The 18,327-nt window shown below is 69.8% G+C and carries 9 protein-coding genes; 2 read left to right on the top strand and 7 right to left on the bottom strand.

Features of this window, described 5'->3' with window-relative positions; translation table 11 throughout:
* Positions 1–103 precede the first annotated feature (103 nt).
* From ASD93_RS16225 to ASD93_RS14315, 6 genes are all read right to left on the bottom strand, one after another.
* Positions 104–6,163: a PKD domain-containing protein gene (locus ASD93_RS16225; RefSeq protein WP_056123969.1), complete on the bottom strand. Its 6,060-nt coding sequence runs from the start codon at positions 6,161–6,163 to the stop codon at positions 104–106.
* Positions 6,164–6,338: 175 nt separating this feature from the next.
* The gene (locus ASD93_RS16295; RefSeq protein WP_082569353.1) at positions 6,339–11,279 is read right to left on the bottom strand and encodes a PKD domain-containing protein; all 4,941 of its coding nucleotides are present in this window, start codon (positions 11,277–11,279) and stop codon (positions 6,339–6,341) included.
* A gap of 36 nt (positions 11,280–11,315) precedes the next feature.
* On the bottom strand, positions 11,316–11,861 hold the full coding sequence (locus tag ASD93_RS14330; protein ID WP_056123963.1) for a DUF4352 domain-containing protein: 546 nt from the start codon (positions 11,859–11,861) through the stop codon (positions 11,316–11,318).
* Positions 11,862–12,080: 219 nt separating this feature from the next.
* Positions 12,081–12,938 carry a hypothetical protein gene (locus ASD93_RS14325; protein WP_056123960.1) on the bottom strand — a complete coding sequence of 286 codons (858 nt, stop codon included), beginning with the start codon at positions 12,936–12,938 and terminating at the stop codon, positions 12,081–12,083.
* Entirely contained in the window at positions 12,935–13,852 is a 918-nt protein-coding gene (locus tag ASD93_RS14320; protein WP_056123957.1) for a glycosyltransferase family 2 protein, read from the bottom strand. The genes ASD93_RS14325 and ASD93_RS14320 overlap by 4 nt, the downstream gene beginning before the upstream one ends.
* Complete coding sequence (locus ASD93_RS14315; protein WP_056123953.1) at positions 13,849–14,583, bottom strand: CDP-alcohol phosphatidyltransferase family protein; 735 nt, start codon at positions 14,581–14,583, stop codon at positions 13,849–13,851. The genes ASD93_RS14320 and ASD93_RS14315 overlap by 4 nt, the downstream gene beginning before the upstream one ends.
* Before the next feature lie 115 nt (positions 14,584–14,698).
* Here ASD93_RS14315 and ASD93_RS14310 point away from each other — a divergent pair, with 115 nt between their 5' ends.
* Together ASD93_RS14310 and ASD93_RS14305 are read left to right on the top strand one after the other, a co-directional pair.
* A complete protein-coding gene (locus tag ASD93_RS14310; RefSeq protein WP_235566964.1) occupies positions 14,699–15,721 on the top strand; it encodes a glycosyltransferase in 1,023 nt (340 codons plus the stop codon).
* Complete coding sequence (locus tag ASD93_RS14305; RefSeq protein ID WP_056123950.1) at positions 15,721–16,647, top strand: glycosyltransferase family 2 protein; 927 nt, start codon at positions 15,721–15,723, stop codon at positions 16,645–16,647. Before ASD93_RS14310 ends, ASD93_RS14305 begins: the two co-directional genes overlap by 1 nt.
* Before the next feature lie 60 nt (positions 16,648–16,707).
* Here the strand turns inward: ASD93_RS14305 and ASD93_RS16060 are convergent, their stop codons facing one another.
* Positions 16,708–18,261, bottom strand: coding sequence for a hypothetical protein (locus tag ASD93_RS16060; RefSeq protein WP_056123947.1), 1,554 nt, complete (start codon positions 18,259–18,261; stop codon positions 16,708–16,710).
* Between the last annotated feature and the right edge of the window lie 66 nt (positions 18,262–18,327).

Genomic DNA, 18,327 nt, shown 5'->3' with positions numbered 1-18,327 from the left:
GGGGTCAGCTGATTCGCGGCGTATTCCCCTGACGGAATAAGACACCCGCCTCCGGCGTGGGACGGAGGCGGGTGCCTGGGTGCTCGATGCACGCTATGGGGGGTCAGCGCACCTCGAGGTCATCGACGCTCACCACGAGGGGAGCGTTGGTCGCGGAACCGGAGAGGTAGGCGAGGACGCCGACCTGCCCCGCGCCCTGGAGCTCGGCCTGGGCATCCGTCGCCGACACGAACCAGTCAGCCGGCTCGGCCGCTCCATCGGCCCACGCCTTCGCCGTGAGCGTCGTCGAACCGCCGACCGTGGTGGCCTGGAACCGAAGCCGGAGCTTCGATCCGGCGGCGTGCGTGTAGCCGGTCAGCGTCCTGTTCGAGATGATCGTCTCGGTCGAGCCCACCACCTTCGAGACGGACACCTGCACGACGCCGGCGGACGAGATCCGCAGCTTCACGCGGTAGTCGCCGGCGGCGGTCTTGTGCACGAGATAGTTCAAGTGCAGTCCGCCTCCGTTGGCCACCTTGTCGGACGAGACCACGAGCCGCGCGTCGACGTTCTGCGCGTTCACCCCGGTGAGGAGGTTCGTGCGGGTCTGCCCTGCCGCGAGCGCCACCTTGCCGGTGCCACCGGAGACCGAGAACCCTGCGGCCGTGCCCCACGTGCCTCCGGCAGGAGCAGTCCCCCACCCGGTCGCGACGGTGCGCTCGAAGTCGTCCTTCGCGATGAAGGCCTCCGCGCTCACCGTGACGACCTGAGATGTGGTGGCGCTGGAGCCGAGGCTGTCGGTCACCGTGAGGGTCACGGTGTAGCTCCCCGGAGCCCCGTAGGCGTGCGACGCGGTCGCGCCCGATCCGGCGGCGGTGCTGTCGCCCCAGTTCCAGGAGTGGGACAGCGTCGCGCCGTCGAACGCCTGCGAGCCGGATCCGTTGACCGAGAGCGTGAGCCCCGAACTCGAGGCCGTGAAGGCCGCAGCCGGGTTCGCGTGGCTGGCGCTGACGGCAGCCGTCTTTGCTGTCGACGTCGCCCCCGTGCTGTCGGTCACCACGAGCCTCGCGGTGTAGTTGCCTGCCGCGTAGGTGTGCGTCGGCTTGGCCTCGGTCGAGGTCGCCCCGTCGCCGAAGTCCCATGCGTACCCGGTGATCGTGGCGCCGCCGGATGCCGTCGAGCCGGTGCCGTCGAACGCGGTCGTGAGACCCGTCGAGGTCGCGCCGATCACGGCGACCGGAGCCTCGTGCGGCTGGGCCGCACCGAGCGAGGTCACCCGGATGTCGTCGACCGAGATCACCACGGGGACGTTGGTCACCGTGCCGGTGGCGTAGGCGATCACACCGATCTGACCGGCGCCCTGCAGGGAGGCGACGGAGTCGGAACCCGTCACCGTCCACGCCGCGGGCTCAGCGGTGCCATCCGCCCAGACCTTGCCGCGCAGCGTCGTGCTGGCGCCCGCACCCTCGGTCTCGAGGCGGACCCGCAGCTTCGCACCGGCGGTGTAGGTGTACCCGTTGAGGTTCTGAGAGGCGAATGTCGTCTCCGTCGTCCCGACGAGCTTGGTCACGCTGACCTGAACCGCTCCCGTCGCGAGCGTGCGCACCTTCAGCCGGTACTCACCCGCCGCGGACTTGTGCACCACGTAGCTGAAGTGCAGTCCGCCGCCGTTCGCCACCTTGTCGGCGGAGAAGACGAGGCTCGCGGAGAGGTCATCGGCCGAGGTGGCGCCGAGCGCCGGAGCGCGCGTCTGGCCGGCGACGAGGCTGATGCGCCCCACACCCGCTGCAACCGACATCGAGCTCAGCGACGTCCACGCGCCTCCGACGGTCGCGCTGCCCCACCCGGACCCGACGGTCCGGGCGAAGTCATCGCTCGCGACGACGGTCTGCGAAGCCACAGTGACGCTCCTCGAGGTCGTGGCCGTGCCGCCGAGGCTGTCCGTCACGGTCAGCGTGATCTCGAACGTGCCACCTGCGGGGTAGCTGTGGGTCGCGGTCTCACCTGATCCCGCGGCCGTGCCGTCTCCCCAGTTCCAGGAGTAGGAGAGCGTCGCGTCGTCCGAAGCGGCGGAGACCGAGGCATCCACCGACACATCCAGCATGCTCGTCTGGGCCGTGAAGGACGCCGTCGGGTCGGCGTGCGTCGCCGTGACCGAGGCGGTCTTGGTCGCTGTCGTCCCGAGGCTGTCCGTCACCGTGAGGGTGACCGTGCGCTCGCCCGCGGTGTCGTACCGGTGCGTGGCGGTCTTGCCGGTGCCGGCAGCCGATCCGTCGCCCCAGTTCCACGAGTAGGTCAGCGTTGCGCCGTCCGAGGCCGCGGAACCGGTGGCGTCGACCGACACCGAGAGCCCCGAGGCATCGGCGGTGAAGGCTGCCGTCGGAGCCGCGTGCTCCACCGTGACCTCGGCGGTCGCCACCGAGCTGGTGGATCCCTCCGAGTCCGTCACCGTCAGCGACACCGTGTAGGTGCCCGCTGCGCCGTAGACGTGAGTGGGGTCCGCCTGCGTCGACGTCGTGCCGTCGCCGAAGTTCCACGCGTAGTCGGCGATGGTCGCGCCGCCCGACGCCGTCGAGTCATCGGAGTCGAAGTCGACGGTGAGTCCGTCGACGTCGGTGCCGATCGCCGCGACCGGAGCAGCGTGCGGCGGCAGGATCACGATGGTGGACGTCGCCACGCCGGTGCGGCCGGCCGAGTCGGTGACCGTGAGCGTCGCCGTGTAGGTGCCCGGCTCGTCGTAGGTGTGCGACGCGGTCGCCCCGGAGCCGGTGCCGCCGTCGCCGAAGCTCCATGCGTAGCCCGTGATGGTGCGCCCCGGCGTCGGCGTGGAAGCCGTGCCGTCGAACGTGCGGGACGGTCCCGTGCCGGTCACCGAGAACTGCGCCTGTGTGGTGGCGAGGCCCTTCGCGATGCGGTAGTGGTCGTCGACCTCGTTCTCCGACAGCGTGCGGCTGTAGGCGGCGAAGTCGTCGAGCTGGCCGTTGAAGTAGTACGAGTTGGGCTGACCCGGCCACCCGCCAATGTTGTCACCGCCGATGCGCCAGTATCCGTCGTACTCCTGGGCGCCCTGGATGCCGCCGTCGGATGCCGCAAGCGCACCGTCCACGAACAGCCGCTCACCACCGTCGGGGCCGACCTGCGCCACCACGTGGTGCCACTGGCCGTCGTTGAACGACGCGCTCGTCTGGACGATCGCCGCGAAGCCCAGCCACACGCCGAACACCAGCCGGCCGTCGTTGGTCATGTACAGGTGACGGTCGTAGTTGCCCGAGTTGCCCTCGGAGGATCCGCCGTAGCCGAAGATCTTGCCGCCGTTGGTGGTGGTCGTCTTGAACCAGACCTCCGCCGCGAACGGCGTGCTCGCCGAGATGGTGCGCGACGTGCGGCCGAACGCCGAGCCGCCGTCGAAGGTCGCGGAACCGCCCGTCGTGACGGAGTCGGACGACGTGCCGACGCCCGGGGTGCCGACCATGTCGCGATCGCTCACCCAGTCGACGTTGCCGACCGGACCGCCGAGACCCCAGTAGACCTGGGCACCGTCGTCGAGCACACGCTGCGTGTACTTCGCCGTCGCGGTCGCCGGAGCGGCGATCGTGAGCTGCTTCGTGGTCACCGCGCTCACGGCATCCTGAGAATCGGTCACGGTGAGGGTCACGGTGTAGTCGCCAGCGCCCGCATACTTGTGCGTCGGGGTGGCTTCGGTCGAGGTCGCGCCGTCGCCGAAGGACCACGCGTACGACGCGACGTCGGCGTCGCCCGAGGAGGTCGAGCCCTTGCCCGAGAACGTCACCGTCTGGCCCGCGACCACCTCGTCGATCACGGCGACGGGCGGCAGGTGCGGCCCCTTGCCGATCTCGTAGTGGTTCGCGACCTGGGTCGCGGTCAGCGCAGACCCGTACACGGCGAACTCGTCGATCGAGCCGCGGAAGTAGGACGACGCCGGCTGGTTGGGCCAGCCGTTGATGTTGTCTCCGCCGAGCTTCCAGTAGCCGGTGTAGCTCTGCGCGCCGGTCACCGTCGACGAGCCGACGAGCTCACCGTCGACATAGAGGGCCTGCCCGTCCGCGCTCTGCTGCGCGACCAGGTGGTGCCACTTGCTGTCGTTGTACGACTTCGTGCTCTGCACGGTCGCGGTGTAGCCGGGGTAGGTGCCGAAGATCAGCTGACCGTTGTTCTTCATGTAGACGTGACGGTCGTAGCTGCCCGAGTTGTCGTTCGGGTTGTCGCCGTAGCCGACGATCTTGCCGCCGGAGGTCGTGTCGGTCTTGAACCACAGCTCCGCAGCGAAGGACGAGCCCACGGCGGACGTGCTCGTGGTGGTCGCGAAGCCGTTGCCGCCGGGTGTGGTGGCGGATCCGTTGTCCTCGCCGGCGAGCGCGTCGTCGGTCGTCGTCCCGACGCCGTTCTTGAACTGCGCGTCGTTGGTACCCGCCCAGTCGGCGCCGCCGTCGGTGCCGCCGAGGCGCCACAGGAGCGAGGCACCGTCGTCGAGCACCGCGTTGGCGTACGCGGATGCGTCGGCCGAGCTGACGGTGACGGTGACGTTCGCGCTGTTGGCCGAGTTGCCATCACCGTCGCGGGCGACGACCCGGTACGTCTTGGTGGCGCCGGCGGGAAGGCCGGTCGCGGTGAGGACGACGTTCGGGGTTTCCCAGAACGTCGACTTCTTCGTGGTCGTCGCGACGGGAGCGGCCTTGCCCTGCTCGTACAGCTCGTACGTGAGGTTCAGGTCGTCGCGATCCCAGTTGGCGGGGATCGCGACACGCGCCGTGCCGGCGCTCACCGATCGCGCGGAGGGCGTCCAGTTCACGCCGGAGAGACGGGGAGCCGACTTGGGGCCGCCCGCGGGCGTGGTCGAGAATCGCGTGATGCCCTGGCTGCGCTGACCGTTGACGAAGGTCTGCTCACCGCCGACGAGGAGGTACTTGCCGTTTCCGGTCGCGGTCCAGCCGGCCTGGCCGGAGCCCGAGGCGGTCCCCGTCGTCCAGTCCGGGAACCAGTTGACGGCCGCGGGGGCGGGGTAGCCGCCCCAATCGGCGTAGATGTCGTTCACCGAGGGCGACGTCGTGAGCGTGCCCTTCGCGGCGGCCGTGTAGACCGTGGCGTGACGGATGTTGCCCGGTGCCGGGTAGGCCTGCGGAAGTCCGCCGGCGGTCTGGCAGTCGTGCTCGTGACCGGTGGTGTAGACGTTCGTGCCGTCGGAGTAGACGCCGTAGTGGTCGCCGTGGCAGTCCGCCACCCAGCGGATGTCGCCACTGCCGGCCTCGGCGGCGAACATGCCCTCGAGGTTTCCGACCCACTTGTTGGCGAACACCCAGCCTGTGCCGTACACCGCGTTGTCGTCGGCGTTCAGCGCCCAGATGCCGGCCTTGCCCGCGGAGCCGTCCGTCGCGGGGACGCCGTTCTGCACGGTGGCGGGAGCCGCCCACGGAAGAACGCTGCCGTCGACCAGGTCGAGGGCTGCGAGACCGCGCTGGTTCGCTCCGTTGACCTGACCGAACCGGCCGCCGACGATGAGCTTCGCGCCGCCCGGTTCCATCACCATGGTGTCGACCTGAAGGTCCGCCGTGGGAGCCCACGCGACCACGGCACCATTGGCGGCATTGGCCGCGGCGAGGTTCTTGCGGGTGTTGCCGCCGGCGGCTCCGATGAGCCCGCCGAAGTAGACCGTGGTGTTGGTCGCGACGATCGCGTTGACGTACGAGCCGCCGATCGCGGGGCGGAAGGTGGTGAGCAGGGCGCCGGTGGCCACGTCGAACGCCGCGACGTTGAAGCGGGTCTGACCGTTGACCTGGTTGAACGAGCCGCCGACGTACAGGGTCCTGCCGTCGGGCGAGACGGCGAGCGACTTGACGGTGCCGTTGATGGTGGGCGCGAACGAGGTCGCCACACCGGTCTCGATGTCGTACGCGAGGATGTTGCTGCGCGGCATGAGGCTCTGGCCGGGGGTCGCCCCGGCGGGTCGGGCGTTGGAGAAGCTGCCGCCGGCGAAGACGGTGCGACCGGCGATCACCTGGGCCCAGACGATGCCCGAGTCGATCTGGACGGTGGGCAGCGGATCAGCGGTGACGGTGGAGGCGCTTCGCTGCTCGATAGGCGCGATGCCCGGAATGGGGTCCGCGGCAGCGGCCGGCGCCGCAGCACCGAACGCGAGGCCGGCGACGACGACGGTCGAGACCGTCACGCCGACGACTGCGCCCCGAAGTCTCGATCCCCAGGTCGAGGCAAACGTCTTCCCACCCATGTGATTGCTCCCCATTTTCGAGACGTCTCCCCAGACGCCCATTCCCAGCCTGCTCTGTCGTGCCTGCGGCAGAGGCGGACCGCCGAGATCGGCTCGGCGGTCCGCCTCTTGCCTGTTACTTCACTTCGAGGTTGTCCACGTTCACCGTCACCGGCACGTTGGTGGCCGAGCCCGAGAGATACGTCAGGATGCCGACCTGGCCGGCGCCCTGCAATTCCGCCTGCGCGTCCGTCGTCGAGACGAACCAGTCCGTCGGCTCCGTCGTGCCGTCGGCCCACACCTTGCCCTTCAGGGCAGTGGTTCCACCGGACGTGACGGCCTGGACTCGCAGCTGCAGCTTGCCGCCCGCCGTGTGCGTGTAGCCGCTGAGCGTCCGGTTGATGATGAGGGTCTCGGTGGTGCCCACGACCTTCGCGAGGGACACCGTGACGACGCCCGAGGACGCGATCCGCAGCTTGAGTCGGTAGTCACCGGCCGTGGTCTTGTGCACCAGGTAGTTCATGTGGAGACCGCCGCCGTTGGCGAGCACGTCCGAGCTGAACACCAGCCGCGCGTCCACATCCTGTGCGGACACCGTCGTGAGCAGGTTCGTCCGGGTCTGGCCCGCGTTGAGCGTGGCCTTGCCCACCCCGTCCGCCACGGAGAAGCCCGTGGTCGTCCCCCACGGACCTCCCGTGACGGCCGTTCCCCAGCCGGTCGCGACCGTGCGCTCGAAGTCGTCCTTCGCGATGAACACCTCCGGCGGAGCGGTCACGGTGACCTGCTGCGCCGTCGACGCCGATCCGCCCATCGCGTCGCTGAGGTTCAGCGTCACGGTGTAGGTCCCTGCCATCGCGTACGTGTGGGATGCTGCTGCACCCGATCCTGCCGCGGTTCCGTCGCCCCAGTTCCAGGCGTAGGTCAGGGCAGCGCCCTCCGACGGAGTGGACCCGGAGCCATCGACGGTGACGCCGAGGTTGCTCGTCGATGCAGTGAACGATGCCACCGGGTTCGGGTGGACGTGCTCGCTCACGGTCACGGACAGCGTCTTCGTGGCGGTCCCACCGAGGCTGTCGGTGAGCGTCAGGGTGATCGTGTAGGTCCCCGCCGCCGCGTAGGTGTGCGATGGCGAGACGCCCGTGCTCGACGCGCCGTCACCCCAGTTCCACGCGTACGTCAGCGTGGCGCCGTCGGATGCCGAGGAGGCCGAGGCGTCAGCCGTCACGGCGAGCTCGCTGGGCGTCGCGGTGAACGAGGCGACCGGGTCGGCGTGCACCGGAGTGGCCGAGGCCGCGGTGTCGACGATCACGAGGTCGTCGAGCGAGACCGTGACCGGCACGTTCGTCGTCGAGCCCGAGAGGTAGGACAGGATTCCGACCTGCCCGGCACCCTGGAGCTCGGCCTGGCCGTCGGAGGTCGACAGGAACCATGCTGCGGGCTCCGTGGCGCCATCCGACCACACGTTCGCCTTCAGGGCAGTCGTCCCGCCGGTCGTCGATACGACCCAGTGGAGGCGGAGCTTGGCGCCGTCGGTGTACGTGAACCCGGTGAGGTTCTTCGTCTGGAGCGTCGTCTCCGTCGTGCCGACGAGCTTCGTGATGCTCGCGGCGACCACGCCCGTCGACAGCGTCCGCACCTTGAGGCGGTACTCGCCGGCGGTCGACTTGTGCGCCGTCAGGTTGAAGTGGAGGCCCCCGCCGTTCGCGAGCTTGTCGGCCGACACAGTCGCCGTGGCGTCGATGTCGCGAACGGACACAGCGGTGAGGGTGCTCGTGCGGGTCTGCCCGGCGTTGAGCGCGATCTTGCCGGCGCCGCCGGAGACCGAGAAGCCCGTCGTCCCGTTCCACGACCCGCCGGTCTGCGCCGCGCCCCATCCAGTGGCGACGGTGCGCTCGAAGTCGTCGCGCGCGGCCAGGACCTGCGACGCGACCGACACGTTCACGCTCTTCGTCGCGGTGGCGCCGAGGCTGTCGGTCAGCGTGAGGACGACCGGATAGATGCCGTTCGCCGCGAACGTGTGCGCAGGGCTGACCCCCGACCCTGCGGGCGATCCGTCGCCCCAGTTCCAGGAGTACTGCAGGCTCGCCCCGTCGGATGCCGACGACGTCGCCGCATCGAACGAGACCGTCAGACCTGCCGTCGAGGTGGTGAACGCGGCCACCGGTGCCGCGTGGCTCACCGTCACGTCGTGGCTGACGAGCGTGCTCGTCGCACCCAGGTTGTCGGTCACCGTGAGCGTCGCCGTGTATGTTCCGGCTGCGGCATATGCATGGGTCGGCGCGGCTTCCGTGGAGGTCGCTCCATCGCCGAAGGTCCAGGCGTATCCCGTGATCGTCGCTGCCCCCGAGGCCGACGACGCCGACGCGTCGAACGTGGTCGACAGCCCGGCGACGTTCGGAGTGAACGCCGCGACCGGAGCCTGGTGAGGCGGAGCCGCAGTCACCGACGTGGTCTTGGTCGCGGTGAAGTTCGCGCTGTCCTTGACCGTGAGGGTCACCGAGTAGGCGCCGGGGGCCGCGTAGGTGTGGCTCGCCGTGACACCCGTGCCCGTCGTGCCGTCACCGAAGTCCCAGGCGTATGAGGTGATCGTCCGGCCGGCCGGCGCCGTGCTCGCGCTCGCGTCGAACGACTTGGCCATCTCGTCGCCCGTCGCGGTGAACGCAGCCGTCGGCAGGGCGAGACCCGTGCCCAGGGCGTAGTGCTCGGAGACCTGCGCCGCCGTCAGCGTGCCCGGGTACACCGCGAACTCGTCGATGCGCCCGTTGAAGTAGTTCGAGCTCGGCGCGCTCGGCCAGCCGCTGACGGTGTCGCCGCCGACTCGCCAGTAACCCGTGAGCGAACGAGCGGTCGCCGTCGTGGTGTTGTCCGACGCAACCAGCGCGCCGTCGACGAACAGCTGCATGCCGGCCGTCGGGCTCAGCTGCGCCACAGCGTGGTGCCACTGGTTGTCGCGGTAGGTCGCAGGCGACTCGATCGTCTTGTTGCTCCCCTGCCAGACACCGAACACGAGCGCGCCGTTGTTGCGCATATAGAGGTGACGATCGGGGTTCGACGAGCTGCCGGACGTGGCGCTGCCGTACCCGACGAGCTTGCCGCCGCTCGAGGTCGACGTCTTGAACCACAGCTCCGTGGCGAACGACGCGCCCAGAGGAGTGGCCGACGAGCGCGCGATGCCGTTGGAGCTGCCGTTGAAGGTGGCCGAGCCGTTCGCCTCGCCGGACAGGGCGTCATCGGAGTTGGTGCCGACGCCGCCGCTCATCACCGCGTTGTTGCCGCCGGCGACGTCCGCCCCGCCCGTGGAGTTGCTGCCGCCGAGGCGCCAGTACAGGCTCGCGTTGTCGTCGAGCACGGTCGTGGCGTAGGTGGAGCCTGCCGCGCCGCTGATGGTGAGCGACACGTCCGCGCTCCGGGCGGAGTTGCCGTCGCCGTCCTTGGCGATCACGTAGAAGGTCTGCGTCGAACCGGGAGTGAAGCCTCCGGCTGACAGCGCCTGGGTGGGACGGTTCCAGAACGGCGCCTGCGCCGTGCTGGTGGCCAGCGGCTGCGCGGCGCCCTGCGCCCACAGCTCGTAGGTGAGGTCGAGGTCGTCGCGGTCCCAGTTGGCCGGGAACTGCACGCGCGCCGAGCCGGACTCGATCGACTTCGCAGTCGGCGTCCAGTCGACACCGCTGAGCACGGGTCCCATCTTCGCCCCGCCGGCGGGGTGCGCGGAGAAGCGCGCGATGCCCTGGCTGCGGATGTTGTTCACCAGCGGGAACTCGCCGCCGATGAGGAGGTACTCGCTGTTTCCGGTCGCGGTCCAGCCCGCCTGACCCTGTCCCGTCGCGACGCCGGTCATCCAGTCCGGGTACCAGTTGATCGCGGCGGGCGCGGGGTAGCCGTTCCAGTCGGAGTAGATGGAGCCGGTGGACGGCGAACGCGTGAGCGTGCCCTTCGCGGCGGCGGTGTACGCCGTGGCATTGCGCATGTTGCCGGGGTTTCCGCTGGCCTGCGGGAGGCCGTTCGCGGTCTGGCAGTCGTGCTCATGACCGGTGCTGTAGACGTTCGTGCCGTCGGAGAAGATGCCGTAGTGGTCGCCGTGGCAGTCGGCGATCCACCGGACCGCGCCGGTTTCGCCCTCGAGCGCGAACATGCCCTCGAGGTTGCCGACGCTCACGTTCGAGTACACCCACGCCGTGCCGTACACGCCGCCGGCGGTGTCGGTGGAGATGGAGTAGATGCCCGCGCGCCCGGCGAGCGAGCCGGTGGCGAGCCCGTTCTTGATGGTGGCGTTCGCGGCCCAGGGCACAAGAGCGCCGGTGGTCGGGTCGAGAGCAGCCATGCCGCGAGAGGTCGTGCCGTTCACGGTCTCGAAGCGACCGGCGGCGATGATCTTGGAGCCCGAGGCGTTGACCACCATCGCATCGACCTGCAGATCGGTCGTCGGCGCCCACGACAGCACAGCTCCATTGGACGCCTGGACCGCAGCGAGGTTCTTGCGGGTGATGCCGCCCGCTGCCCCGATCAGACCGCCGAAGTACACGGTCGAGTTGGTCGCCACGATCGCGTTGACGTACGAGCCGCCGATCGCGGGCTTGAAGGTGGTGAGCAGGGCGCCCGTGGCCGTGTTGAAGGCGGCGACGTTGAACCGAGTCTGTCCGTCGACCTGGTTGAAGGAGCCGCCGACGTAGAGCGTGTTGCCATCAGGTGAGACGGCGAGCGCCTTGACGGTGCCGTTGATCACCGGCGCGAAGGAGGTCGCGACACCGGTGTTGATGTTGTACGCGAGGATGTTGCTGCGCGGCATCAGGTTGGTGCCCTGACCGGCGCCGGCGGGACGCGCGTTGGTGAAGCTGCCGCCGGCGAACACGGTGTCACCCGCGATCACCTGCGCCCACACGACACCCGCGTCGATCTGAACGGTCGGCAGCGGGTCGCTCGACACCGTCGACGCACTGCGCTGCTCGATCGGCGCCGGTCCGGTGGTCGACACGGCGGACGCAGGTGCCGCGATCCCCACCACGGCACCGGCGGCCACGACGGCGGAGACCGTCACCCCTACGACGAACTTACGCAGATTCCACGCCCCAGCGCTCATCTTGTTTCCCCTACCCCAGTGTGAAGTTCTCTTCGCCTACACGTCGCCCGTGAAGAGCGCGATCGGCGCTCCGGCGACGTATTCGACGGTGACCTGCAGAGAGTCCCGCTCTTCAGCGGGAAGCCGGAACACATAGATCCCGGAAATCGACTTGCCCGGCTCGACGGAGCCGAGGAACGGGCTGTACGGCTCGGAGGTGGTCGGCTGTCCGAAGGAGTCCTTGGACCCCGTCACCGACACCATCGCCGTGCTGAGGTCGACCGACTCGTCGGAGTCGTTCTCGACCGTGAGAGTCAGTGCGACAGCAGGCCCTGCGATCTCGCCGGGGGTGACCGCCTTCACGTCGAGCTGCTCGACCTCGGACACGGTGACGTTGACACCGCCCTCGAGCTCGGCGGTGTCGCCCAGCTTCGCCTCGAGCGTCTCGCCCGGAGCGACCGGCGCGACCGTCTCGTCGATCGATCCGCCGTTCGGCGCGGGCACTGTCGCGCTCGGAAGAGGATCGGAGTTCTGGCTGCCGGGCGTCGGCTCCGGCGCGCATCCGCTGATCGCGAGTGCGCACAGTGCGGCCCCCGCGGCCACGGCACTCAAACGAATAGAAAGACGCCTCAGCGTCGCTGACTTCCCCACGCTCATCCCCCAGATGTGCACTTCCGCCGCACACGCACCCAACGCAATGCGACGAATCCCAGATGTGACGCAGAAGCCAGTTCCCGCTGGCCTCCGCAGATATGTCCCCGCGCTGACTATATCAGGGGGCGCCACGCCGCGAACCTCAGGAATTCCCTAAGGAATCTTCGTTCAGTGCATCGTGCGGACCGACGGGCGGAGCGGGTCCGAGACCACGCTCGGCCGGTCTTCGGGACCGAACCGCGTGTCCGGCGGCGTCATCGAGGTCTCCAGACGCAGCGACGGACCCGCGAGCTGCTGGGCGATCTCGGGAAAGCTGGAGTAGTGGGGCGCGAGCAGGTGCGTGCTCCCCGCGAGCAGATAGAGGTCGACGACGGACGACACGAGCGCGGCTTTCGTGTTGTAGCCGCCCTTGTCGCTCAGCGCGACGGTCCCGGGCACCGCGTCGATCACCTCCGCCTGCGCCTGCGCCGTGTCGGCCGAGAGGAAGAACCGCATGCCGGGATGCTGCGCGCTGACCTCCTTCATGCGCTCGATGTACCAGCTGACAGGCGAATGCTGGAGGGTCTCGGCGTTCGAGACGGCGTGGGCGCGCACCATCACGCCGACGTACGGCTGCCCCGCGAGGTTGTGCGCGAAGAAGGCTTCCGCGCGTCCGCCGATCGCCGGGACGGGGGTCAGCGACTGCAGCTCCTCTCCCCAGGGAGTGGCGTCCGGCGGCAGGTGCAGCGCGTGGGCGGTGCGCAGCTGCCAGATCCGATCGTCACGGGCGGCGTCGAGCCATTCGAGGTCATGCCGGCGATACGGATGCCGCAGCGAGAGCACGCGCGAGCGCGCGGTGCTGATCCGCTTCTCGCCGAACTGCCACAGCTCGTCGAAGGTGGCGCCGAACGCGGCGCCGGTCGGCCAGGTGTACGCGAAGTCGCGCGACGCCCAGCGGGCGAGCGAACGGGCCCCGAGGGTGACGCGGAGCCGGTTGCCCAGGCCGTGGAGCTTCTTGGTGACGGCGATCACCGTTCCCTCGGTCATGGCGCCTCCGTGCCCGCGCGCCGACTCTGCCGGAGATAGGCGAGCCCGGACATGGTCCCTCGCACGGCGGGGACGATCGTGCGCCCCGGATGCAGCAGCTGGCGTCGGCCGCCCCGCATCAGGATGTCCCACGCCGCGGGAACCGCCCGACGCGCCCACCGGCGCTGCCGGGCGCGATCGAGGTGCTGGGCGGCGAACACGAGCCGATTCCGGACGTTGTAGAAGTAGTACACCGGGGACTTGCCCGCGGCCTCACCGTCGTGGGACTGTGTGCCGCCGGCGCTGTGGACGGCGCGCACATCGTGGTCCACCCGCAGGGCGGCGCCGGCCCGAGCAGCGCGGACCGACAGGTCGATGTCCTCCCAGTAGAGGAAGTAGTCATCGTCGAAGCCCCCGGTGCGCTCCCACATCGGGCGGCTGATCGCGAGGCACGCGCCGCTCAGCCAGAGCGCGGAGTTCGCGTAGCGGCGGCCGTCGCGGATGCGGCGCACGGAGCCGGAGTCGAGATCCAGCTCCATCTCGGACGCGAAGTGTCGCCCGTCGGGGCGGATCACCAGCGGCGAGATCAGGGATGCCGGTTCGGCGAGGACCGCGGCCGAGAGTCTCGCGACGCCGTCCTCCTCGAGGTAGGCGTCGGGATTCAGGAGGACGTAGGCGTCGGCATCCGATTCCGCCGCTCGCTTCGCCGCCGCGTTCATGCCCGCACCGAACCCGAGGTTCCGATCGGGGCAGACGAGCTGCCAGCCCTCTCGGGCGGCGATCGCGCCGATGGCGGCCCGTTCGTCCTCGGTCGTGAAGTTGTCGACCACGACCACGACGGCATCGTCCGGAAGCGTCGTGCGCCGGAGGTTCTCCGCGACCATCTCGGAGGAGCCGTAGCTCACGACCAGCACGGCCGTGCGCCCACCCGTCACGGGGTGACGTTCTCGCGGTCGAGCCGCGCCATCTGACGGAACCAGGTGATGGCGGCGGCGACGAGGAACGCGGCGCACGCGAGGAAGAGCAGCGAGTAGATCCCGAAGAACAGGAGCGGCCAGCCCCACACCACGAACGTGAGCATCAGGATGCCGTAGTCGGTGGGCAGCAGGAGCAGCGAACGCAGGATGCCGCCGCCGCCGGTGCTGTGCGCCGAGGCGACGCCGCGCTTGCCCTTGAGCAGGTCGTTGAGGATCATCGCGAAGAACGTCGTGCTGGCGACGATCGTGAAGGCGATCGGCACCAGCAGCCACGTCTGCGGGATGTCGGTCGCCTTGCTGAGTCCCACGAGCACCGCGAGGTGCAGCGACGTGATCTTGGCCGCGTCGACGAAGTGGTCCAGCCACTCGCCCGCGAGCGAGCCGCCGCCCCGAAGGCGCGCCACCTGGCCGTCGGCGGAGTCCCACGCGTAGCCGAGCGCGAGGAGCAGCCAGATGACCACGCCGATCGCCGGTGAGGCGGGAACGATCGCGATCAGCGCGATCGCGGTGAAGGTGAAGACCGCGCTGACCAGGGTGACCTGGTTAGGGGTGAGCCCGATGCGGTACGCGACAGCCGCCAGCAGCCTTCCGACCGGCCGGTTGACGTACACCGAGTAGGCCGGCGCGCCACGCGCACGGCCCTTCTGCGCGAGCCGAAGTCGCGCGTATGTCTGTGAGATCGTTTCCACCCGGAACCTCCCCGAAGATGACGGGCGCCTATCGTGCCAGTATGCCCGTCCCGCGCACGACCTCTCGTCACCGCTAGATTAAGCGGGGGTGGTGCGGATGCGGCGGATCAGGGTCATGCAGTCGTTCGGCGCACCCCGTCCCACCACCAATCCGTACATCGTCATGCTGCGGGACGCCCTGCGGCGGACGCCCGGGGTCGAGCATCTCCCGTTCTCGTGGCGCACCGCGCTCTTCGGGCGCTACGACGTCTTCCACGTGCACTGGGGCGATACGCTGCTGGCCGCGGGCAGCGGCCTCACCCGCATCGGCAAGCGCGCCGCGATGGCCGCGCTCCTTGCCCGCCTCTCCCTCACCCGGACGCCGGTCGTGAAGACGGTGCACAACATCACGCCGCCGGAGGGCGGCCGGATCGACGTGGCACTGCTGACCGCGCTGGAGCGGCGTACGACGCTCCGGATCCGGTTGTCTCCGACCACACCCGAGGTTGCCGAGACTCCCTCCGCGCTGATCCTGCACGGCCATTACCGCGACTGGTTCGCCCCCATGAGCAAGAACGCAGCCACGCCGGATCGTCTGGCGTACGTCGGCCTCATCAAGCCGTACAAGGGCGTGGAGCAGCTGATCGCCGCCTTCGAGCGGGTGACCGCCGATCGCGGGGAGCTCCGGCTGACGGTCGCGGGGAGAGCATCCGACCCCGAGCTCGCACGGGCGATCACCGCGGCCGCCGCCCGTATCCCGGCTCTCGAGGCAGACCTTCGCTACCTCTCCGAGGAGGAGTTCGTCGCGATCGTGACCGCCGCGTCGGCGATCGTGCTGCCGTACCGCCACATGCACAACTCGGGCTCCGCTCTCGCGGCGCTCTCGCTGGATCGTCCGATCCTCGTCCCCGACAACGAGACCACCCGCCTGCTGGCCGCGGAGGTCGGGCCGGGCTGGGTTCACTTCTTCGGGGATGAGCTCTCCGCGGACTCGCTGGCCGGCCTGGCCGATGCCACCGGCCGCGGCATGATCGGTCGCCCCGACCTGTCGGCGAGGGAGTGGGATGCCGCGGGTGCGGCGCACGCCGAGGCGTACCGCGAAGCGCTCGACACGGCCCGCCCGCGTCGCGGTCGGCACGCGAACCGGAAAGGAACCTGATGATCGTCGTCGTCGCGATACCGACCTTCAAGCGCCCCGCCGCCCTCGAGGCGGCCCTCGCCATCGTCACCGCCCAGGCACGGGCGGTGACGGACGATCGCGTCACCGTGCGCGTGCTGGTCGTCGACAACGATGCGTCCGCCACCGGGCGCTCCGTCGCCGAATCGTTCGAGGTGTCCTACGCCGTCGAGCCCCGACCGGGAATCGCCGCGGTCCGCAACCGCGCCATCGACGAGTCCGCCGACGCCGATGCCGTCGTCTTCATCGATGACGACGAGGTGCCCGAGGAGTCGTGGCTGCGCAATCTCCTGCGTGCACACGCGGAGACGGGGGCGCACGCCGTCGCGGGTCGCGTCGTGACGCGATTCCCGGACGACGTCGAAGCGTGGGTACGGGCGAGCGGGGCCTTCATCCGCCCGGTGCGCACCGACCGCCAGGCGATGACCGAGGCGGCGACGAACAACCTGCTGCTGGACCTCACCCTCATCCGCCCGCTCGGTCTCCGCTTCGACGAACGGTTCGGGCTCACCGGCGGAAGCGACAGCATGTACACGCGCCTCCTGGTCTCGCGTGGCGGGACCATCCGCTGGGCGCAGGACGCGGTCGTGATCGAGCAGGAAGAGGCCGCGCGTTTCACTCGCGCGTGGGTGCTCATGCGCACCTTCCGATTCGGCAACACGGCCGCGCGGGTGAACATCGCCCTGGCGGGATCCGCGCCCGGACGGCTCATGGCGCGTGCCCGGATGTGCGTGCGCGGCGGGGTTCGCGTCGCCGGAGGTCTCGTGCGCTGGGCGTGGGGCACGCTCTCGCGATCCCTGGAGCACCGAGCGAGGGGTCTTCGCACCGCCTACCGTGGGGCGGGAATGGTCGGCGGCGCGGTCGGCTATGCGCACGACGAGTACGGCCGCCGCCGAGCATCCGCCTGACCCAGGAACGCCGATGGCCCCCGCTCTCGAGGAGCAGGGGCCATCGGCGGTCGAAGCGGTCTACTGCACGACGGTGAAGGTCGACATCGCCAGACCCGTCGCACCCCAGACGTTCGCCTTCAGGACGGGGGCATTCGCCGTCGGCGCGATGACCGCGCACGCCTTGTGAATGCGCTCAGGCCCGAAGACGTTCGCCGTGATCGCTGGAGCGAAGGCGCTGGGGGTGGGCGCGATGTTGACGGTGCACGCGCCTCCCTGCAGATAGTTGTCGGCGATCTGGATGCTGCCGAGCTTCGTGCGCGACGTGTCCTGCGAGATCATGATGGCCGCGTTGTGGGCGTCCTCCATGCGGTTGCCCTCGAGGACGATGTTCGTGCCCGCCTGGATCTGCACCGAGTCGTCATGCGTCGGCGTGCCGTTGCGCGCCGGGTCGGTCGCGTCGTACGTCGAGTCATGCAGCCACGAATCCTTGACGGTCACGTTGCTGCCGAGCACACGGATCGGGTCGACGACGCGGTGAACGTCGACGCGCAGCGCGGTGAAGTTGCTGCCGAAGATGCCGTTCCACGTGGTGTTCTCCACGGCGGCCGCGATCTCGGAGTCGACGATCGTGAACGAGGCTCCCGAGACGACGTTGTTGACCAGGCCGACGGAGCGTGCCGTCGACGTGCCGACGATCTTCGAGTTCTTGATGACCGCGCCGGGAGCGTTGATCGTGATGATCCCTCGCACCTCGAGTCCGTCGATCACGGTGTTGGGCTCGTTGATCGTGATGTCGCCGTTGTGCACCGTCAGCGTCACGCCGGCGGGAACGCCGGTGTTGGACGCATCCGGGTACCCGGTCGACGGCGTCTCCGGCGCAGGCGGCGGGGTCGGCGTCGGCGTGGGAGTCGGGGTCGGCGTGGGCGTCGGCGTGGGAGTCGGCGTCGCGGGGGTCGTCGGCTCCGGGGTCGGCGTGGGAGTCGGCGTCGGGGCCGGCTTCGCGGGGGTCGACGGGGTCGGCGTCGGTGCCGGTGCCGGTGCCGGCTTGGACGGTGCCGGCGCAGGGGCCACCGGCTTCGCGGGGGCCGCGGGCGTGGACAGCGAGGCCGCCCGCTGGGTCACCGTCGCCGACATTCCCGGCGTCGACGACGAGACGTAGAAGCTGTAGTCAGCCCGACCGGCGGTCGTGAGGGGCCGGCTCGAGTCGGAGAACCCGACGGAGACCGTCTTGCCGCCAACCGTGACCGTTCCGCTGAGCGCCGTCGTGGAGGAGCCCGAGATGCGGAACGAGAGCGCGATCGGCTTGCCCGCGGCGAGCTTGGCGCCGGCCACCTTGGTGGTGCCGAGCGGCGTGAGCGTCTCGGTCTTGCCGCTGCGCGTGGACTTCTTGAGCGACACGTGGACGACGCCGGTCGGGTAGACACGCGTCTGCAGGACGTAGGCGCCGGCGGTGTTCGAACGGAGCCGGAGCGCGGTGTAGGTGCCACTGCCGGAGCGGGGGAGCTTCGGGAGGACGTAGGTCATCGACGCCGTTCCCACCGTGCCGTTGCCTCCGATGGAGACGACTTGCGTCGAACCGGGCTTCAACGTCAGTGACGTGGATGCTGTCGCCGCGGTGGAGATGCCGAACACGCCGCCCGCCGCAAGAGCGACGGCAGTGAGGAGGGCGAGAACGCGGGACTTTCTTTTGGTCTTCTT

The sequence above is a fragment of the Microbacterium sp. Root180 genome (assembly GCF_001428485.1).
Lineage (GTDB): Bacteria > Actinomycetota > Actinomycetes > Actinomycetales > Microbacteriaceae > Microbacterium.
The sequence above is the reverse complement of the archived record's forward strand: the minus strand, read 5'-3'. Positions and strand labels throughout refer to the sequence as shown.